Below are 18,462 nucleotides of genomic sequence, written 5' to 3' on the forward strand. Positions count from 1 at the left end.
CCCCGCGCAGGCGGGAATCCAGAGCCGCCTAGACCACCGGTTGTTTTGCTTGGCTCTGGACCCCCGCCTACGCGGGGGTACGGGTTCGTTTTGAAACAGGTCGGAGCCTTTAGCACCGCGCCCGTCATACCCCGCTATCCCGCGCGATGCGGCCGTCGGCCAGTTCGACCACCCGGTCGCAGCGTTCGGCGAGCGCCGGGTCGTGGGTGATGACCAGCAGGGTCGCCTTGGTCGCGGCGCGGCGTTCGAACAGCAGGTCCATGATCGCATGGCCGGTCGCGCGGTCGAGATTGCCGGTCGGTTCGTCGGCGAAGACCAGCGCCGGCCGCCCGGCGAGCGCGCGGGCGATGGCCACGCGCTGCTGCTCGCCGCCCGACAGCTGCGTCGGATAATGGTGGAGGCGGTGGCCAAGGCCGACCGACGCCAGTTCGGCCTCGGCCCGCGCAAAGGCGTCGGCGACGCCGGCCAACTCCATCGGCACCGCGACATTTTCGAGCGCGGTCATGGTGGGGAGGAGGTGGAACGCCTGCAACACGATGCCGATCCGCCCCCGCCGGGCACGCGCCAGATCATCCTCGCCCATCGTGCCGAAATCGGCCCCGGCGACCCGCACCTGCCCGCCGCTCGCACGTTCGAGGCCGGAAAGGACCGCCATCAGCGACGACTTGCCCGAACCGGAGGCTCCCAAGAGTGCGACGCTGGTCCCTGAGGGGACGGCCAGGTCGATGCCGTGGAGAATGCGGGTGGCAGCGTCGCCGGTGCCCAGCGTCAGGGTGACACCGCGCGCGTCGATGACCATATCGTTCGAAACGGATTGCATGAAAGGTTGTCGCCGGTGACGAAGCAGGGACCCATATATGCTGGCGGCATCGCGCTTCTCCAAGGCGCTTTGCTGCTGTCGGGCTGTGGCGGGCCGGATTTGTCGGAAACGAACGACGCGACGGCGGTGAACGTCGCCACCGACGCGACTCCGATACCGGCCGGATCGCAGGCGCCGGTCGCGGGGCCGGAGCGGCTGGTGCTGGCGTTCGGCGACAGCCTGTATGCCGGCTACGGCCTCGGGCGCGGCGACAGCCTGCCCGACGACCTGCAGGACGCCTTGCGTGCCGACGGGATCAATGCGCGGGTGGTGAATGCCGGGATTTCGGGCGACACGAGTGCGGCGGGGCGGCAGCGGCTGGCCTTCACGCTCGACAAGCTCGACCGCAAGCCCGACCTCGTCCTGCTGGGGCTGGGCGGCAACGACCTGCTCAGGCAGATTCCGCCGGCCGAGACCCGGGCGAATTTCGTCTCTATGCTGGACGAACTCAAGAAGCGCGACATTCCGGTGGTGCTGACCGGCATGATGGTGCCGCCCAATCTGGGGCCGGACTATGCCGCGCAGTTCAACCGCATCTGGCCGGACCTGGCAAAGCAATATGACGCGACGCTCGATCCGTTCATCCTGGCCGGGGTCATCGGCAACCGGGCGCTGATGCTGCCCGACGGCATCCACCCGAATGCGCAAGGGGTCGACCGGATCGTGGCGCGGCTGGGCCCGGTGGTGGCGGGGCGGTTGCGGGGGTAGGGCTTCCCGTTTTGCCGTGCGGACCGGCGGTTGCGGGAATTTGGAAGCGAGAACAGGTTTTGGGAAATAACAACCCGCAGGCGGCCGTGAGCGCGACCGGCGCGGCCGGATTCTCGTTGTTGGTTCCCAATCGGGAATGAAGGGTGGGGCTTCAATGCTTGCCGAGGCGGGGGTATCTCCGGACTATGACAGATGTTGCGAGGGTCGATCTTGAGTTGAATGATTGCCGGGCGGTCGCGGGGTATGCGGCGCTGTGCGCTCATTCTGTCCTTTCGGTTTTCGAGCAACTGCACCCAAACGATCAGCGGCTGCACGATGCCATTGACGCCGCGCAACTGTTCGCGGGAGGCGCAAAACGAACCAAGGTCCTCCGGGACAGGGCTTGGTCTGCGTTACGGGCTGCGGGCGAAGCGGCCGAAAACGGCGAGATTGCTGCTAGCGAGGCAGCGCGGGCCGCCGTTGCGGCCGCCGGCGCTGCCTACCTGCATCCGCTGGCTAAGGCGACTCAGGTAAAGCACATTCTTGGATCGGCGGCTCATGCAGTGCGGGCAATCGAACTTATACGCCCGAGCAATGCGGAATTGCATTTAACGATGTTGGTTGGCCTCGCCACGTCGCAGGTGTCGGAGGTTCTCCGCCGCTATCCAGCCGCCCCTTCGAAAGGCGGTCGCATTGGCGAACTGGTTCGCGAGATCGACGCGGCGCTTCGTTGATCGGTATGTGACCAGCAGACGCAGATTTCCCGAAAATCGATCCTTTGCGGGAAACCCGCCCCTACCCGAACGGCCGGTCGATCGATGGCTGCGGCTGGGTGAACCACTGCGCGCCGGTGTCGGTGACGTGGAAATGATCCTCCAGCCGGATGCCGAATCGGTCGGGGACGACGATCATCGGTTCGTTGGAAAAGCACATGCCGGGCTGGAGCGGGGTCGTGTCGCCGCGCACCAGATAGGCGGGTTCGTGGATCGACAGGCCGATGCCATGGCCCGTGCGGTGCGGCAGGCCGGGCAGGCGGTAGTCGGGGCCGAGCCCTTCGCGTACCAGCACCGCGCGCGCGGCGGCGTCGACCGCTTGCGCCGGCACGCCGGGGGCGGCGGCGGCGAAGGCGGCGGCCTGTGCGGCATGTTCGATGTCCCAGATAGCGCGGATGTCGTCATCGACCGCACCGAAGGCATAGGTGCGGGTGATGTCGCTGTGATAGCCCTCCACCCGGCAACCGGTGTCGATCAGCACCAGTTCGCCTTCGTTCAGCGCGCGGTCGCCGGGCAGGCCGTGAGGAAAGGCGGTGGCGCGGCCGAACTGGACGATGCAGAAGGTGGAGCCCCCGCCGCCGATCGCGCGGTGCGCGTCGTCGATGAAGCGGACGACCTCGCTGGCGAGGATGCCGGGGCGCAGGATGCGGGCGGCGGCGGCGTGGACCGCCAGCGTCATGTCCTTGGCCTGTTGCAGCAGGGCGAGTTCGGCAGGCGACTTGATCCGGCGGCAGCCATCGATCGCGGGCGCGCCATCGGTCAGGGTCAGGCCATGGGCGGCCAGCTTCTGCCCCCAGGCGAAGGGCAGCAGCGGATCGACAGCCAGCGTCGCGCCGGCGGGAAGCGCATCGCGGACCAGCGCGGTCGGGTCCTCATCCTCCTCCCACAGCAGCAGGTCGGCGGCGATGGTCAGGTCCGCCTCCAGCGTGCCGCGCTCGAACGCCGGGCAGAGGATGCGCGGGCGACCGGTAACGGGCAGCAGCAGCGCGACCATCCGTTCGCTCGCCCCCCACGGAATCCCGGTGAAATAGCGCAGCGAATCGCCGGTATGGACCAGCAGCGCCTGCGCACTCGACGCTTCGGTCAGCGCGCGGGCACGCTCGATCCGGGCGAGGCGTTCGGCGGGGGTGATGGCGGGGGCGGGCGTGGCCCATGGGGCTATCGCCGCCAGTTGCTGCGCCGCGTTCGATCCGCCGATGGTCATGGTCCGCCCTTTCGATCCCGTTCCGCCTCGCTGTAGCGGCGCGCGCGCGGCATTGCCACGCCGGGTGCGCGTATCCTAGCTGGGCGCGACGCTATCGGAGACCGAATGCATGCTGACCGACCGCCGTACGATGATGATGCAGGGCGCGCTGCTGGGGGTCGGGCTGGCGAGCGGAGGGCTGGCCGGGGCGCAGAGCAAGGCCGCGTTTCCGAGCAGGCGCCCGGCGTCCGCCGACCGCCGCTTCGTCAGCAAGGCGGTCGAGCAGGAGATTGCGCGCGTCAGCCGTATGATCGCCGATCCGGAACTGGCGTGGCTGTTCGCCAACGCCTATCCCAACACGCTCGACACCACGGTGCGGATGGGGACGGTCGGCGGCAAGCCCGACAGCTTCGTCATCACCGGCGACATTCCCTGCCTGTGGCTGCGCGATTCGGCGGCGCAGGTGAAGTCGTACCTGCATCTGGCACCGCGCGACGCGAAGCTGCGCGAGCTGTTCCGCGGGCTGATCGCGCGGCATGCGCACAGCGTGCTGATCGACCCCTATGCCAACGCCTTCATGGAGGACCCGACCGCGCGGACGTCGCTGTCGTGGGCGAAGGAGGATGTGACCGAGATGAAGCCCGGCGTGGCCGAGCGGAAATGGGAGATCGATTCGCTGTGCTATTCGATGCGGCTGAGCCACGGATATTGGACGACGACGCGCGATGCGACGCCGTTCGATGCCGAGTGGTCGCAGGCGATGCGCGCGATCGTCCGCACCTTCCGCGAACAGCAGCGCAAGGACGGACCGGGCCCCTACAAGTTCCAGCGCGCCAGCCGCCAGCCGACCGAGACGCTGCTGGCCGGTTATGGCGCGCCGACGCGCAAGAACGGGATGATCCATTCGGGTTTCCGCCCGTCGGACGATGCCTGCCAGTATCTGCTGTTCGTGCCGGCCAATCTGTTCGCGGTGACGACGCTGCGCGAGATGGCACAGGTCGCGAACGAAGCGCGCAACGATGCGGCGCTGGCCAACGATGCGACCGCGCTGGCGAACGAGGTCGCGGCCGCCGTGGCGCAGCACGGGACGATGCGGCTGGCCGATGGCAGCGACGTATGGGCCTATGAAGTCGACGGCTATGGCAATGCGATCTTCATGGACGACGCCAATGTTCCGTCGCTGTCCAGCCTGGCATGGCTCGGCTGCGTGCCCGCGAGCGATGCGCGGTGGCAGCGGACCGCGAAGGCGGCGTGGAGCGAGGCGAACCCGTGGTTCTTCAAGGGGCGCGCGGGCGAGGGGATCGGCGGGCCGCATCAGGGGATGGACTATATCTGGCCGATGTCGCTGATCGTGCGGGGATTGAGCGCGACCGACGATGCGACGATCCTGCAATGCCTCGCCACGTTGAAGCGCACCCATGCGGGTACGGGCTTCATCCACGAGGCGTTCGAGAAGGACGATCCGGCGAAGTTCAGCCGCGACTGGTTCGCCTGGGCCAATGGCCTGTTCGGCGAGTTCATCCTGCATCTGGCGGCGACGAGGCCGAAGCTGTTGCAGGCGCCGCTGGAGAATGTCCGGGTCTGAGGGGGCACCATCATCGACTGCCGATCGGCATGCATGAAACCGTCGCCCCAGCGAAGGCTGGGGCCTCTTGCGGTTCCTGCTGCGCGCTACAACCGAGAGATCCCAGCCTTCGCTGGGATGACGCTCGGGTGAGGTCGATCAGGCTCCAAGAAGCGCGCACCCCCCCCCGATCACGGCCGTAGGCCCACACCCTGCGCGTTGTAGGCGTCGCGAAATTCCTTGGCGAACATGTCGAGGAACGCTTCGTCCGAGCCCTGCGCCACGCCGCCGAACTCGCGTTCATAGGCCTGCCACAGCGCGGCGTCGCGCGCCGAGGGGAGGACGCGTTCGAGCACGCCGCCGTCCTTGGCCCGCGCGCGGATCGCCGACGGCGCGAAGCGTTCGAGCGTGGTGCGCAGCGCCCCCTGCATCGCGCGCAGCGTCGCGACCTGATGCGATTGCAGGTCGCGAAACGCATCCTCGACCGCGCGGTCGGGGGGCATGAAACCGGGCTGTTCGGTGCCCAGCAGCATCGCCAGCGCATCGTCGGGGCTGCGCGCGAATTTCAGCGGGTTGTGGCCTTCGGGACTATAGGCGGTGGCCTCGGCCCCCAGTTGCGCCTTCGCCCGTGCGCGGGCCTCCAGCATCACCACCAGCCCTGCCACCAGCTTGCGGAACAGCAATGCGCCGCGTTCGGCGGCGTCGGGCGACAGCTTCGCCGGATCAAGCCCGAGCGCGGCGAGGAAGGCATCGCCGGCGCCGGTCGCAGGCGGCGGCGGGGGCGCGGCCGGCGTTGGAGTAGCCTGCGGGGCCGGTGGCGGCGGGTTGAGGCCCAACGGATCGCGTGGCGGTTCGACCGGCTGGCCGAAGCCCCCACGCGCCCAATCGACGACATTGCCCTCCGCGATGCGGCCCCACAGATCGTCGGGGGAGGGCGCGGGCGGGCGGTCGGGTGCGGCGCTGGACCAGGCGGAGGCCGGATCGGGCGCGGGCATCGCGCTGTCCCAGGTCGATACCACCGGCGCGGCGGGGGTGGCAGGGGCGGGCGCGGCCAGCCCGATGCGCGCTCGGGCGGCGGACCCCAGCCGGTCGCCGGGGCGCGATGTGCTTCGGGGCGGGCGAGCGACGGGCCGGTCTGCGGTTGCCAGCCGGCATTGCCGCCGCTGCGGGTCGCGGCGGGGAGCGGGCCCCAGCCGGCGCTGGCCCCGCCGCCGGTGTCGGCGGGTGCCCAGCCGTCATGGGGCGAGGATGGAGCGGGCGGCGCGGTGTCGTTCCACCCGCTCCACCCGGTCGCCGCGCCGCCGGAATCGATCCGGGCGAGGATGGTGAACGGGCCGGCGGTGAAGCGGTCGCCGTCGCGGATCAGATGGTCGGGCGACACGCGCTGGCCGCTATCGGCCAGGAAGGTGCCGTTGGTACTGCGATCGGTCAGGCGATAGTCGCTGCCGTCGAAGCGGATGTCGAAATGGCGCGACGACAGATGCCGGGTCGGATCGGCCAGCATCCAGTCGCATCCCTCCGCCCGGCCGATCGTGGCGGAGCGACGGTCGATGGCGAGCGGCGCGGCGGTGGCGGGGCCGGCGACGACCGACAGGGTCAGCGTCATCGGCTGCCATCACCCGCCGCCGGGCCGAGCGCTTCGGGCGCGCCGAACGAACCGCCGCCATCGGGATTGATGTCGGTCCGCCCGCCATTCAGCAGCAGCGTGGCCGAACCATTGATCCGCGTGTCGGGCGCGTTGACGACCGCCTGATCGTTCGCCTGCACGTTGATCGTCGGCGACTGGATGGTGATGCTGTCGGGACCGATGGTGATCTTCGAATTCTTCACGCGGATGGTGATCGCCGTCTTGGATTCGATCGACAGCGCGCCATCGACCAGCAGGCCGTCGGTGCCGATGACATGCGTCTCGCGCTTGCCCTGCACCTCGGTCTTGCTGTCGCCGACGACGGTGCGGGTTTCGTTGCGACCGATGGTGCTGGTATCGTCGCGACCGATATTGGTGGTGCGGTCCAGCCCGACGCGACGGTCCTGGTTGTGGCCGACATGGCGCGATTCATCGAAGCGGACGCGGCTGTTCATGTCGCGCTCTGCATGGATGAACAGTTCCTCCTGCCCACCCTTGTCCTCGAACCGGATTTCGTTCGACGTGCGCGTCTGCCCGCTGTCGAGCGCCTCGGTCTCCGGATAGTCGCCCGATGCGCCATAGGTCAGCGTGCGCCACACCGCGCGCGTCTTGTTGGCGGGCAGGTCGTAGACCGGCATGTGCGACCGGTTGAACACGCGGCCCATCACGATCGGCCGGTCGGGATCGCCGTCGAGGAAATCTACCAGCACCTCGTGCCCGACGCGCGGCAGGATGACGTTGCCCAGCCCCCCGGTCTGCGACACGCGGATCCAGCAGGTCGATCGTTCGCCCGGCGTGTCGGCACGGTCCCAGGGGAAGCGGACCTTCACCCGGCCATATTCGTCGGTGTAGATCGTCTCGCCGGTCGGCCCGGTAACCATCGCGGTTTCGAGACCGGTGGTGCGGGGGCGCGGCGTCTGCGGCGGCGACTGGTACACGGTGTCGGCCGGGATCGCCTCGAACCGGACGTTGTACGGCTCCTCATCCTCCTGCTCGCCCGAGCGATAGGCTTCCGCGGCGATCGAATGGGTCGCGGCGATCACCATGTACGATCCGTTCAGCCGGTCGGCGGGATGATCGGCCACGTCGAGCCGCTGTCCGGTGGTGATGCCCGATGCCTGGCTGGTGCCGGTGAACACGCGACGGTTGGCGCGCTGTGCATCGAGCAGCGTCTGCCCACGCTCGCGCCCGACCTGTTCCTGGTCGCCGCGCCCGGTCTTTTCGCGGACATGGCGGCCGGGATAGACGAAGATTTCGCGGTCGTCGCGCGGGTGGCCGCCCTGTCCGGCGGACTCGCTGGCGAGCGGCTGGTCGGGCGATTCGAAGTCGTAGTCGCGCACCGTCACCCGTGCCTGCCCACTCGATGCGACGCGTTCGACCCAGCTCTGCAATATGTCGCGCGGGGCGTCGAAGCGGCTCTTCGAATTGGCGGTGAACACCGACATCGCGTTGGCATTGAAGCGCAGCTGCGGCGGGTTGCCCGGCTGGTGCGACGCCGGCCCCTCGCACAGCACCATCACGTGCCGGTCGGCATCGTGGCGGAAGAAATAGTAGATGCCTTCCTCTTCCATCAGCCGCGACACGAAGTCGAAATCGCTCTCGCGATACTGGACGGTATAGCCCCGCGTGATGCGCGGCTTGGCGAGGCGGGTATAGTCGACGTCCTGGATGCCGGCGCCCTCGATCACCTCCTGGATGATCTCGACCGCGGTCTTGTCCTGAAAGATCGCCATCTGGCGGTTCTGCGCCAGATAGTAGGTCCAGGGTTCGATGCGGAGCCGGTAATGATGGCCGTCGGGCTTTTCCTCGACATATTCGCCCGCCGTCACCAGGCCGTGGAAGCGGCGGAGCAGTTCGCCATCCTCCAGCACGGCGAGGCCGGCGGGCTTGCCGAGATGGGGATAGAGGTCGAGTTCGAGCGGCGAAATGATCGTCGCCTGTACCAGAAAGGGACGGCCGAGCCGTTCCTCGCTTTCGATCCGTTGCAGCACGACCTGTTCGTCGCCCACGTCGATCGACATCTGGGTAAGCCGTTGCCCTGCGTCCGCCACCGGTTACTCCTGTGTGCGACAGCCTGCGATCCGCGGCTGTGAACTGCTTGGTTCTCCACCGCAAACCTATCGGTCTGGCCGTCGCCGTACAATGCCTTGCCAAATCAAACGGTCGTTTCGGGATTGTGATCCATCGCGAATCGCGGCTAGAATATGGCAACAGGGCGGGGGCCTAATCGTATCGGAACCGATAAGGGGACGAGACTATGACGCTACGTATCGCACTGGTTTCCATGGCAGCGCTGATCGCGACTCCGGCACTGGCCGGACAGGCGCCGGCCGCGCGGACACCGACGGTAGAGGGCTATTTGTGCACCTTTGCCGGCAAATGCGACGGGGCGACGCCCGACCGGGTCACCCGCGACGCACCGGACACGCGCGGCTTCCGCCTCGCCCGGCCAGGCGAGGGGTCGGAGGCGTCGTCGGCGACCCCCGCACCGGTCGCGCGGACCCAGCGCCGGCCGGCGCGCGGCGCGGTCGCCGAACGCTCGGGGCGTAGTGGCCGCAGCGTCGGCACGCGCGCCTATGCCGCCGCCGCCGCGCCGACCGCCAACCCCGGTTCGGGCCGCCGGGCCGACCTGATGATCGGGTTCGAACTCAATTCCGACCGGCTGACCCCGCAGGGCGAGGCGGCGGCGCAGGTCTTCGCCCGGTCGCTGCTGATGCCCGAACTGCAGGGCCGCCGCTTCCGGATCGAGGGGCATACCGACGAGCGCGGCGGGCGCGGCATCAACGTGCCGCTGTCGGTCCGCCGGGCGCAGCGGGTCGCCGACTATCTGATCGCGCGCGGCGTCGCACCGTCGCGGCTGGAGACGCGCGGATTCGGATCGTCGCAGCCGCTGCCCGGACGCAGCGCCACCAGTCCCGCCAACCGCCGGGTCGAAGCCGAGCTGATCTCCTGATCGCGCCGGCGGCGGCCGTGACCATGATCGACCGGGAAACCCTGTTGCAGCCGGTGTCGGACGACGCGCCGGCCGGCCCCGACCTGTCCTACGACCCCGCGCGGGAAGTGATCGAACAGGCGTTCGCATCGCCACCGGACGAGGTCGACTGGGACGCGACGATCCGCGCGATCGTCGCGCAGATGGGCGAGACCCGCGACCTGTGGCTGGCGGTGTATCTGGCGCGGGCCGGCGCGCGCGCCGGGCGGCTGGCGGTGGTCGGCGACGCGCTCGACCTGCTGGCGGGCTATGTCGAGCGCTTCTGGGACAGCGTGCATCCGAGCGTCGAGGAATATGGCGTCGAGGGGCGGCGCGGGGCATGCGAATCGCTGGTGCGGATCGGCGAGTTTCTCGCCCCGCTGCGCCGGGTGCCGCTGATCGACCATCCGCGGCTCGGCAGCTTTTCCGGCGGCGATTTCGAACGCTTTGCCGCGGAGGGCGCGGCGGCCGACGGCTATGGCCCGTTCCGCGCGGCGCTGGCCGATACGCCGGTCGACCGCATCGTCGAGGAACGCGAACAACTGGAAGCGCTCCGTGCCGCGATCCTGCGCACCGACCGGGTGTTGTCCGAACGGTCGGAAGCGGTCGGGCAGACCGGCACCAACTTCGCCGCGACCTATGACACGATCGATTCGATCCTCGACGCGATGCGCAGCTTCGGCGCCGCCGAACCGGCCGAACCCGCGGCAGGGGACGCGGGCGATTCGCCCGCAATTGCAATCACATCACCTGCATCGGCGCCAGGGCGGATCGCGTCGCGCGACGATGTGGCAAGGGCAATCGATTCCATCATCGACTATTACGGACGTGCCGAACCATCCAGCCCGATTCCGATAGCACTCGTCCGAATCAAGGGGTGGATCACAATGGACTTCGTTTCGATCCTAGATGACATTGCACCAGGGAGCCGAAACGAGGCCTTGAGCGTATTACGTTCCAGAAACGAAACGGACGGGGGATCCGACCTCATGTGATTCCGGTGCGACAGCAGGGCGCCGGGTCAGAGTTCTGGTCCGGCCGAAACGTCAGAAGGGATGCGGATACATGGCGATCAAGAGCGGGCAGCGTTTCATCAGGGAAAATCGCAAGCCCCGGGTGCATATCGAATACGAAGTGGAAACTTACGGCGCGCGCCAGAAAGTCGAACTTCCTTTCGTCATGGGCGTGATGTCCGACCTGTCGGGCAAGAGCCTGAAGGACAAGAAGGCCGCCGAATCCCGCGAATTCGTCGATTTCGACATGGACAATTTCGACCAGCGGATGGAGGCGATCGCTCCGCGCGTCGCCTTTGCCGTCGACAACACGCTGACCGGCGAGGGCAAGCTGGCGGTCGACCTGACGCTCAATTCGATGAATGACTTTTCGCCCGGACAGATCGCCAAACGTATCGAACCGCTCGCCAAGCTGCTGGAGGCCCGCACCCAGCTGGAGGACCTGCTGTCGTACATGGACGGCAAGCACGGGGCGCAGGACCTGCTCGACAAGGTGCTGAACGACCCGGCGCTGCTGAAGGCGCTGCTCGCCGAACGCGCGGCGGCCCGGAGCGAGGCTGACGGCGCCCCGTCGGCACCCCAGGCCTGAACCCCGGTAGCGAACAGGAGCGGACCATGGCCCAGGAAGCCTTCAGCCAGAGCAACGACACCGCGCCCGCCACTTCGGAAGAAGTGAGCGATTTCCAGGCGCTGCTGCAAAAGGAATTCAAGCCCGCGACCGAGGAACGCCGGTCGCGCATCGAACAGGCGGTGCAGACGCTGGCCGAACAGGCGCTGTCGAACGCGCAGATCGTCGGCGGCGACGTGTTCGCGACGGTCGACGCGATGCGCGCGGCGATCGACCGCAAGCTGACCGAACAGATCAACCAGATCATCCACCATCCCGAATTCCAGGCGATGGAATCGGCATGGCGCGGCCTCAACTACCTCGTCATGAACACCTCGACCGGCAAAGACATGAAAATCCGCGTGATGAACATGTCGAAGGAAGAGGCGCGGCGGATGTTCCGCCAGTATCGCGACGCGGCGTGGGATCAGAGCCCGCTGTTCAAGAAGATCTACGAGAACGAGTTCGGCCAGCTGGGCGGACAGCCCTATGGCGCGTTCGTCTGCGACTACAGCTTCGACCATAGCGCCCCCGATCTGGAGGTCATGCGCGGGCTGTCGCGGATCGGGGCCGCGGCCCATGCGCCGTTCATCGCCGCCGCCGCGCCGTCGCTGCTGGGCATGGACAGCTGGACCGAGCTGTCGAACCCGCGTGATCTGGGCAAGCTGTTCGACGCGACCGATTACGGCGCATGGCGTTCGTTCCGCGCGTCGGAGGACAGCCGCTATCTGGCGCTGACCCTGCCGCGCTTCCTCGGGCGTCCGCTATACGGTGCCAAGACCGAACCGGTCGAGGAATTCGATTTCGAGGAGGATGCCGGCGGCGCGCACGACCATCATCTGTGGTTGAACGCCGCCTATGCGATGGGCACGCGCATTACCGAAGCGTTCAACACCTATGGCTGGACCACCCGCATCCGCGGCGTGGAATCGGGCGGCACCGTGGAGGAGCTGCCGACGGCGGCCTTCCCGACCGACGAGGGCGGCATCGATTACAAATGCCCGACCGAAATCGCCATTTCCGACCGGCGCGAGGCGGAGCTGTCCGCCGCCGGGCTGATGGCGCTGGTCCATCGCAAGAATACCGACCAGGCGACGTTCATCGGCGCGCAGACCGTCCACCGGCCCGCCGCCTATGACAAGAAGGAAGCGACCGCCAACGCCAATCTGTCGGCGCGCCTGCCCTATATCTTCGCCAGCTGCCGCTTTGCACATTATCTGAAGTGCATGGTGCGCGACTGGGTCGGCGGATCGCGGGAAGCCGAACAGCTTCAGCGCGATCTCAACAATTGGGTCCTCCAATATGTCGACGGTTCGCCGACGACGTCGAACGAGGAGACCAAGGCCCGCCTGCCATTGAAGCAGGCCAAGATCGAGGTGATCCCAGACGAGGAGAACCCGGGATATTACAAGGGGAAGTTCATGTTCGTGCCGCACTACCAGCTCGAAGGGATGGATGTGGCGCTAAGCATGGTTTCACGCTTGCCCAAGTCCTGACGTAACCTTTTTCCGTCCGGGCTTTCACGGTTTGTAACGGGAGTAAGTCAATGGCAGTCGATCTGTTTCTCAAAATTGACGGTGTCCAGGGTGAATCGTCCAAGAAGAACCACCAGGGCGAAATCGATATCATCTCGTTCGATTTCGGCGCGGTGCAGCATGGTTCGTTCCACAGCGGCGGCGCCGGCGGTGGTTCGGGCAAGGCCGAAATCTCCGACATCCGCATCCAGAAGGAAGTCGACAAGTCGTCGCCGCTGCTGTTCAAGCATTGCGCTTCGGGCAAGCACATCAAGGAAGCGATCATCTATTCGCAGAAGGCGGGCGACGGCAACAACCCGCTGACCTATTACAAGATCAAGCTCGAAGACATCATCGTGTCCGACATCCATAACAACGGGGCGTCGGGCGGCGATGCGATCATGGAATCGGTCACGTTCAACTGTGCGAAGGTGACGTTCGACTATCAGGCGCAGAACGCGCAGGGTGGCAAGGACGGCGGCGTCGTCACCGCCTATTACGACATCCGCCAGAACGAGGCGGGCTGACGCGATGGCGGCGGTCGTCGATACTGGTTCGCAGGCCGACGACCTGCTGCGTGCCGGCGACTTCGACGGGGCGCGCCGCGTCCTGGTCGAAGTCGTCAAGGCCGATCCGGGCCATGTCCCGACCCGGCTGTTCCTGTGGCAGTTGCTGGCGGTGCAGGGCGACTGGGCCAAGGCCAAGACCCATCTCGCCGCGCTGGCGCAATTGTCGCCCGAGGCGCAGATGCTGTCGGTCGTTTATGGACAGGCGATCGATGCGGAGGCGACGCGCGCGGCGGTGATGGCCGGTCGCGAACGCGCAATCATTCATGGCGGATCGGACTGGGCCGATGGGGTGGCAGAGGCGCTGCAATTGGCGGCGACCGGTGCCGCCGAACAGGCCGACGACGTCCGCGCGGCGGCGTTCGACGACGCGCCGAACACGCCGGGCACGCTGGACGGCGTGGCGGTCGACTGGATCGCCGATGCCGACCCGCGCTTCGGCCCGGTGATCGAGGCGATCATCGGCGGGCGGTATGGATTGCTGCCGTTCGATGCGGTGGCGAAGATCACGTCGGAAGGGCCGAAGGACCTGCGCGACATCGTGTGGTATCCGGTCGAGCTGACGCTGAAGGCCGGACCGCGCATCGCCGCGCTGCTGCCCGCGCGCTATCCCGACCTGTCCGCCGATCCGGCTGAGCTGGCGGCCAGGGCGACCGGATGGCGCGATGACGGGCATGGCGTGGGTCAGCGGCTGTGGACCGCGTCGGATGGCGAGGATCGCGGGCTGTTGTCGGTCCGCTCGGTCGAGCTCGGCTGACCCCGTGGCGGTGCAGCAACGGCTGACGCCGACGCTTTACGACAAGCTGGTCGCCGATCTCGATATCTCGGGAATGCGCGACGATGACGAGGCGGTGCCGGCGGTCGCGCGCGAGAAATTCCGCTATTATTCGGTGCCCAAGCTGGAACGGTTCAACGAAACCGCGCTACGCGCCACGATTCGGCGCGATCTGGCGTGGCTGTTCAACACCACCAGTCTCGAATCGCTGGTCGACCTCGAACCCTATCCGCACGTTCGGGAATCCGTGCTCAACTATGGGCTGAGCGACCTTGCCGGCCGCACGCTCGACCGGCGCGCGGTGCTGGCGCGCGCGCGGGAGATCCGGCGCGCGATCCGGCTGTTCGAACCGCGCCTGTCGCGCGAGGGGCTGACGGTCGATCCGGTCGAGGACCCGAGCGATCCGCACGCGCTGACCTATTTGATCCAGGGCGATATCACCGCGGCGGCGCAGACGATGCCGGTCAAGTTCCGTACCGAGGTCGAGGCGGAAACCGCGTCGGTCAATGTCCGCGAATGAGCGCATGACCACCGGCATCGATCCGCGCCTGCTGCGCTATTACAACGACGAACTCGCCTATCTGCGCGAAGAGGCGCGGGCGTTCGGGATCGAACATGAGGCGGTGGCCGGGCGGCTGGGGCTGAAGACGCCGACCGATCCCGACCCCTATGTCGAACGTCTGCTGGAGGGGGTCGCCTATCTGGGTGCCCGCGTACAGCTGAAGATCGCGGACCAGTATCCCGAATTCACCCATCACCTGCTGCATGCGGTCCAGCCGCATTATCTGGCGCCGACGCCGTCGATGTGCATCGCCGGGTTCGAGCCGAAGGACGGCGATCCCATCCTGACCAAGGGCTATGTCGTCCCGCGCGGCACGCCGCTGACCGCGACCGCGACCGAACAGAATGGTGTGGCGGTCGAATTCCGCACCGCGCATGACGTGACGCTGTGGCCGCTGAAGATCACCCAGGCCGAATATCTCCCCAGCCGTGCGGCGGTCGCGCCCTTTGCCACCGCCGCCGATGTGCGGGCGGAGGCGGGGCTGCGGCTGCGGTTCGAGGCGACCGGCGGCGCGGCATTGCCGCAGGTTCTGCCCGATACGCTGCCGCTCTATCTGGCGGGGTCGGAGGCGGTGCCGGCCGAACTCTATCGCCAGATCGTCGGCGAAACGGTGGCGACCATCGCCCGGTCGGCCGATGCGGCGGCGGGGCCGGACGGGTGGATGCGGTTGCCCGAACCGGGCCAGGTCGGGTTCGACGACGATCAGGCGCTGTTGCCACCCGAATTGCGCTCGTTCCGCGGCTATCGGTTGCTGACCGAATATTTCGCCTGTCCCGAACGTTTCCTGTTCGTCGACCTGAAGGGGCTGGGCCGGGCGTTCCGGGTCAGCCCGACCGCGTGCGACGTGGTGCTGCTGTTCTCGCGATCGGCGCAGATCCTGTACAATGCGCTCGACCCGTCGAACTTCCGCCTGTTCGCGACGCCGGCGATCAACCTGTTCGAAAAACAGCTGGGCCGGGTGCGGGTGTCGCGTTTCGAACATGAACATCATGTCGTGCCCGACCGCGCCCGCCCGCTGGATTACGAGGTGTTCCGCATCCTCGATGTGCAGGCCTATGCCGCGAACAATGTCGATGCACGCACCGTCGCTCCGCTCTATGCGCCGGGCGCGTTGCTGTACGACTGGAACGAGGCGCTGTTCTACACCACGCAGTTGCGGCCGCGCCGGCTGTCGACCCGCGAACGGCGGCTGCGGCGGCGCGGGGAATATACCGGGACGGAGACATGGATCGCGCTGACCTCGCCGGGCGATGCCGCGCGGCTGGACGGGGTGGACGAACTGGCGGTGCGGGCGCTGGTGACGAACCGCGAGCTGCCCGAACTGCTGACCTTTCGCGGCGACCATCATTTCACCGTGTCGGGCGTGCCGGCGCGCACCGTCAGCGTGCTGCGCGCGCCGACCCGGCCGCAGCCGCCGATGGGGCTGGGCGATGCGGCGTGGCGGCTGATCGGCCATCTGACGCCCAACTACACGACCCTGGCGCCGCAGGACGGCAGCGATCCGGGCGTGCTGCGCGATCATTTGGCGCTTTATGGGCGGCAGGACGATGCCGCGTCGCGGCGGCAGGTCGACGGGGTGACCGCGATCCGATCCGAACGGGTCGCGCGGCGGGTCCCGGGGATGGACCGCATGTCGATCGCGCGCGGGCATCGCATCCATGTGACGCTGGACGACGCGGCGTTCGACAAGGGGCGGATGTTCCTGTTCTCCGCCGTCCTCGAACGCTTCCTGGCGGAATTCAGCAGCATCAACAGCTTCACCGAAACCTGGGTCACGAGCGCCAATGAAGGGGAGTTTCAGCGATGGCCGCTGAGGATCGGTCGCCGACCGACCATCTGACCTTCCTGGGCGAGGCGGCGGCCGAAACCAAGCGGTTCGGCCTGTTCCCGATCGTCCGGGGGGCCGAGGCGCGGGCGCGGCACCTGCCGCGGGTCGGGCGGGCGCGGCGGCCGGCGCAGAGCGTTGCCGACCTGACGCAGGTGCCTTCGCTCGCCTTCCCCGATTCGACGCTGGCCGAGGTCGAAATCCGCGACGGGCGGGCGCGGGTCGGTGGATATTGGCTGGGACTGACCGGGCCGATGGGGCCGTTGCCGCAGCATATCACCGAGTTCGCGACGTTCGAGCGGCGCTACGCCCGGTCGCGGCCGTTCGGTCGCTGGCTCGACCTGCTGGCCGGGCGCATGCTGCAATTCTTCTTTCGCGCGTGGAGCGATTCACAGCCCGCCGCGCAGGCCGACCGGCCGGAGGATGACCGCTTCGCCCAAGGGCTGGCGCGGCTGACCGGGGCCGGCGACGGCGTGCGGCCGGATGCTGCGTTCCCGGCGGCGGGGCGGGTGCATTATGCCGCGTTGTTCGCCGGACGGCGCAGCGCCGGGGCGATCGAGGACGCGCTGACGCATCTGCTGGGGCAGGCGGTGCGGATCGAGGAATATCAGCCGCGCTGGCGCGACATCGATGCCGACGACCGCACCCGGCTGGGTCGGCAGTTCGCGCGGCTGGGTGACGAGGTGATGCTGGGCGGGCGGGCCAAGGTGGTGAGCGATGCGTTCCGTGTCGTCATCCGGGCAAGGTCGCCGGCCGATTATGCCGCGCTGCTCCCCTCGGGCAGCCGCTTCGCGATCCTGTCGGAGGCGCTCGACGCCTTCGCGCCCAGCCATCTGGAGAAGGACGTCGCGCTGGAGATCGACGCGGCACATGCGACGCCGGCACGGCTGGACGGCGCGACGCGGCTCGGGTGGAGCGGCTGGCTGGGCGGCGGTGGTGCAGGGGTGCGCCGTGACGCGCATCTCAGGCGGGGTGGGGGCGTGGCAACGGGGGCGACACGAAAGGAAGCGGAACGATGATGATCGCAACGCCGGTTGGTCCACGGCGACCCAATCGCACGGCCGATGTCCGCACGATCCAGAGCCTGTTGAACCGCGCGCGCGGGCGTGTTGCCGGACAGGAAGTCCTGCGCGAGGATGGCATTTTCGGCCCGCGCACCGCCGCCGCGATCGCGCGGTACCAGGCGCAGGTGCTGCGCTTCGGCAAGCCCGATGGCGTGGTCGATCCCGGCGGCCCGACCTTGACCGCGCTCAGCCGCGCGCCGGCGGGGCCACGTCCGGCCGCCCCGCCACCCGCACCACGACCGGCAGGTGGCGCGCCCGCGACCCCCGCACCGCGGCCGGCCGCTGGCGGAAAGGCAGGGCCGGGCGGGATCAGCGAGGCGACCTATGTCGACATCGCCGCGCGGCTGGGATGCGAAACGGCAGCGGTGAAGGCGGTGGTGGAGACCGAGGTCGCCATTCGCGGTCCGTATGACTCGCAGGGCCGCCCGACGATCCTGTTCGAACGCCACAAATTCCACAAACACACCAATGGCCGCTTTGCCGCCGCCCATCCCGATATCTGCAACGCAACGCCGGGTGGCTATGGCCGCGATTCCGAACAATATCCCAAGCTCGAGCGGGCGATGGCGCTCGACCGTGCCGCCGCGCTGAAATCGGCGAGCTGGGGCGCGTTCCAGATACTGGGCGAAAACCATGTCCAGGCGGGCCATTCGTCGGTCGAAGCGTTCGTCGCCGCGATGAAGAAGTCGCTGCTGCTGCAGGTCGAGGCGTTCATCGCCTTCGTTCGCGCCGACCGGCGGCTGTTGTCGGCGATCCGCAACCGCAGCTGGTCGGAGTTCGCGCGCATCTACAACGGGCCGAGCTACCGGAAATACAAATACGACGAAAAGATGCGGACCAATTACCAGAAATATGCCGCGCAGTGAGGAGGC

18 protein-coding genes and 1 pseudogene are annotated in these 18,462 nt (G+C 67.9%); 14 read left to right on the forward strand and 5 right to left on the reverse strand.

The window, feature by feature from the left end; translation table 11 throughout:
• Positions 1 to 124: 124 nt before the first annotated feature.
• Positions 125 to 820, reverse strand: coding sequence for an ABC transporter ATP-binding protein (locus tag PPZ50_RS04725; RefSeq protein WP_066688745.1), 696 nt, complete (start codon positions 818 to 820; stop codon positions 125 to 127).
• Positions 821 to 835: 15 nt separating this feature from the next.
• On the opposite strand from PPZ50_RS04725, the gene PPZ50_RS04730 reads away from it, so the two are divergent.
• On the forward strand, positions 836 to 1,567 hold the full coding sequence (locus PPZ50_RS04730) for an arylesterase (protein ID WP_066688983.1): 732 nt from the start codon (positions 836 to 838) through the stop codon (positions 1,565 to 1,567).
• A gap of 185 nt (positions 1,568 to 1,752) precedes the next feature.
• Complete coding sequence (locus PPZ50_RS04735; protein ID WP_066688743.1) at positions 1,753 to 2,280, forward strand: putative immunity protein; 528 nt, start codon at positions 1,753 to 1,755, stop codon at positions 2,278 to 2,280.
• Between the two features lie 61 nt (positions 2,281 to 2,341).
• Here PPZ50_RS04735 and PPZ50_RS04740 read toward each other — a convergent pair whose 3' ends face one another.
• Entirely contained in the window at positions 2,342 to 3,523 is a 1,182-nt protein-coding gene (locus PPZ50_RS04740; RefSeq protein WP_066688741.1) for a M24 family metallopeptidase, read from the reverse strand.
• A gap of 109 nt (positions 3,524 to 3,632) precedes the next feature.
• Here PPZ50_RS04740 and PPZ50_RS04745 point away from each other — a divergent pair, with 109 nt between their 5' ends.
• Positions 3,633 to 5,087, forward strand: a complete 1,455-nt coding sequence (locus PPZ50_RS04745; protein ID WP_198158496.1) for a glycoside hydrolase family 125 protein — start codon at positions 3,633 to 3,635, stop codon at positions 5,085 to 5,087.
• Between the two features lie 170 nt (positions 5,088 to 5,257).
• On the opposite strand, the gene tagH is transcribed toward PPZ50_RS04745, so the two are convergent.
• Entirely contained in the window at positions 5,258 to 6,061 is an 804-nt protein-coding gene (gene tagH / locus PPZ50_RS04750; RefSeq protein WP_272815728.1) for a type VI secretion system-associated FHA domain protein TagH, read from the reverse strand.
• 159 nt (positions 6,062 to 6,220) lie between these two features.
• Here tagH and PPZ50_RS04755 point away from each other — a divergent pair, with 159 nt between their 5' ends.
• Positions 6,221 to 6,505, forward strand: coding sequence for a hypothetical protein (locus tag PPZ50_RS04755; RefSeq protein WP_272815729.1), 285 nt, complete (start codon positions 6,221 to 6,223; stop codon positions 6,503 to 6,505).
• On the opposite strand, the pseudogene PPZ50_RS18920 reads toward PPZ50_RS04755, so the two are convergent.
• Both PPZ50_RS18920 and PPZ50_RS04760 read right to left on the reverse strand, forming a co-directional pair.
• Positions 6,451 to 6,672, reverse strand: a pseudogene (locus PPZ50_RS18920) (FHA domain-containing protein); the annotation flags it as partial. The gene PPZ50_RS04755 and the pseudogene PPZ50_RS18920 sit on opposite strands and share 55 nt — an antisense overlap.
• A complete protein-coding gene (locus tag PPZ50_RS04760) occupies positions 6,669 to 8,714 on the reverse strand; it encodes a type VI secretion system Vgr family protein (protein WP_066688734.1) in 2,046 nt (681 codons plus the stop codon). The gene PPZ50_RS04760 and the pseudogene PPZ50_RS18920, both read right to left, overlap by 4 nt.
• 236 nt (positions 8,715 to 8,950) lie before the next feature.
• Between PPZ50_RS04760 and PPZ50_RS04765 the strand changes: the two genes are divergently transcribed.
• The 10 genes from PPZ50_RS04765 (at position 8,951) to PPZ50_RS04810 (ending at position 18,456) form a co-directional block, all read left to right on the forward strand.
• Positions 8,951 to 9,646 (forward strand): OmpA family protein, encoded by a 696-nt coding sequence (locus tag PPZ50_RS04765; protein WP_084401338.1) that lies wholly within the window; start codon positions 8,951 to 8,953, stop codon positions 9,644 to 9,646.
• A 23-nt stretch (positions 9,647 to 9,669) separates the two neighbouring features.
• Positions 9,670 to 10,659 (forward strand): type VI secretion system protein TssA, encoded by a 990-nt coding sequence (locus PPZ50_RS04770; protein ID WP_066688731.1) that lies wholly within the window; start codon positions 9,670 to 9,672, stop codon positions 10,657 to 10,659.
• Positions 10,660 to 10,729: 70 nt separating this feature from the next.
• Positions 10,730 to 11,266 carry a type VI secretion system contractile sheath small subunit gene (gene tssB / locus PPZ50_RS04775; protein ID WP_066688729.1) on the forward strand — a complete coding sequence of 179 codons (537 nt, stop codon included), beginning with the start codon at positions 10,730 to 10,732 and terminating at the stop codon, positions 11,264 to 11,266.
• A gap of 26 nt (positions 11,267 to 11,292) precedes the next feature.
• Positions 11,293 to 12,780, forward strand: coding sequence for a type VI secretion system contractile sheath large subunit (gene tssC / locus PPZ50_RS04780; RefSeq protein ID WP_066688728.1), 1,488 nt, complete (start codon positions 11,293 to 11,295; stop codon positions 12,778 to 12,780).
• 50 nt (positions 12,781 to 12,830) lie between these two features.
• Positions 12,831 to 13,325: an Hcp family type VI secretion system effector gene (locus tag PPZ50_RS04785; RefSeq protein ID WP_066688726.1), complete on the forward strand. Its 495-nt coding sequence runs from the start codon at positions 12,831 to 12,833 to the stop codon at positions 13,323 to 13,325.
• A 4-nt stretch (positions 13,326 to 13,329) separates the two neighbouring features.
• Positions 13,330 to 14,121 carry a type VI secretion system accessory protein TagJ gene (locus PPZ50_RS04790; RefSeq protein WP_066688724.1) on the forward strand — a complete coding sequence of 264 codons (792 nt, stop codon included), beginning with the start codon at positions 13,330 to 13,332 and terminating at the stop codon, positions 14,119 to 14,121.
• Positions 14,122 to 14,125: 4 nt separating this feature from the next.
• The gene (tssE, locus tag PPZ50_RS04795) at positions 14,126 to 14,659 is read left to right on the forward strand and encodes a type VI secretion system baseplate subunit TssE (RefSeq protein WP_066688722.1); all 534 of its coding nucleotides are present in this window, start codon (positions 14,126 to 14,128) and stop codon (positions 14,657 to 14,659) included.
• 4 nt (positions 14,660 to 14,663) lie between these two features.
• Positions 14,664 to 16,541, forward strand: coding sequence for a type VI secretion system baseplate subunit TssF (gene tssF / locus PPZ50_RS04800; protein ID WP_232307871.1), 1,878 nt, complete (start codon positions 14,664 to 14,666; stop codon positions 16,539 to 16,541).
• Positions 16,505 to 17,545, forward strand: a complete 1,041-nt coding sequence (gene tssG / locus PPZ50_RS04805) for a type VI secretion system baseplate subunit TssG (RefSeq protein ID WP_084401334.1) — start codon at positions 16,505 to 16,507, stop codon at positions 17,543 to 17,545. Before tssF ends, tssG begins: the two co-directional genes overlap by 37 nt.
• Positions 17,542 to 18,456 carry an N-acetylmuramidase domain-containing protein gene (locus tag PPZ50_RS04810; RefSeq protein ID WP_066688720.1) on the forward strand — a complete coding sequence of 305 codons (915 nt, stop codon included), beginning with the start codon at positions 17,542 to 17,544 and terminating at the stop codon, positions 18,454 to 18,456. The genes tssG and PPZ50_RS04810 overlap by 4 nt, the downstream gene beginning before the upstream one ends.
• Positions 18,457 to 18,462: the final 6 nt, after the last annotated feature.

Origin of the sequence: Sphingomonas hankookensis (assembly GCF_028551275.1) — a bacterium.
Lineage (GTDB): Bacteria > Pseudomonadota > Alphaproteobacteria > Sphingomonadales > Sphingomonadaceae > Sphingomonas > Sphingomonas hankookensis_A.

Excerpts from the sequence above, each read along its gene's own strand:
- PPZ50_RS04725 (WP_066688745.1), bottom strand. The coding sequence starts at position 820 with ATGCAATCCGTTTCGAACGATATGGTCATCGACGCGCGCGGTGTCACC.
- PPZ50_RS04735 (WP_066688743.1), top strand. The coding sequence starts at position 1,753 with ATGACAGATGTTGCGAGGGTCGATCTTGAGTTGAATGATTGCCGGGCG.
- PPZ50_RS04740 (WP_066688741.1), bottom strand. The coding sequence starts at position 3,523 with ATGACCATCGGCGGATCGAACGCGGCGCAGCAACTGGCGGCGATAGCC.
- PPZ50_RS04745 (WP_198158496.1), top strand. The coding sequence starts at position 3,633 with ATGCTGACCGACCGCCGTACGATGATGATGCAGGGCGCGCTGCTGGGG.
- tagH (WP_272815728.1), bottom strand. The coding sequence starts at position 6,061 with ATGCCCGCGCCCGATCCGGCCTCCGCCTGGTCCAGCGCCGCACCCGAC.
- PPZ50_RS04760 (WP_066688734.1), bottom strand. The coding sequence starts at position 8,714 with ATGTCGATCGACGTGGGCGACGAACAGGTCGTGCTGCAACGGATCGAA.
- PPZ50_RS04765 (WP_084401338.1), top strand. The coding sequence starts at position 8,951 with ATGACGCTACGTATCGCACTGGTTTCCATGGCAGCGCTGATCGCGACT.
- PPZ50_RS04770 (WP_066688731.1), top strand. The coding sequence starts at position 9,670 with ATGATCGACCGGGAAACCCTGTTGCAGCCGGTGTCGGACGACGCGCCG.
- tssB (WP_066688729.1), top strand. The coding sequence starts at position 10,730 with ATGGCGATCAAGAGCGGGCAGCGTTTCATCAGGGAAAATCGCAAGCCC.
- tssC (WP_066688728.1), top strand. The coding sequence starts at position 11,293 with ATGGCCCAGGAAGCCTTCAGCCAGAGCAACGACACCGCGCCCGCCACT.
- PPZ50_RS04785 (WP_066688726.1), top strand. The coding sequence starts at position 12,831 with ATGGCAGTCGATCTGTTTCTCAAAATTGACGGTGTCCAGGGTGAATCG.
- PPZ50_RS04790 (WP_066688724.1), top strand. The coding sequence starts at position 13,330 with ATGGCGGCGGTCGTCGATACTGGTTCGCAGGCCGACGACCTGCTGCGT.
- tssF (WP_232307871.1), top strand. The coding sequence starts at position 14,664 with ATGACCACCGGCATCGATCCGCGCCTGCTGCGCTATTACAACGACGAA.
- tssG (WP_084401334.1), top strand. The coding sequence starts at position 16,505 with ATGGCCGCTGAGGATCGGTCGCCGACCGACCATCTGACCTTCCTGGGC.
- PPZ50_RS04810 (WP_066688720.1), top strand. The coding sequence starts at position 17,542 with ATGATGATCGCAACGCCGGTTGGTCCACGGCGACCCAATCGCACGGCC.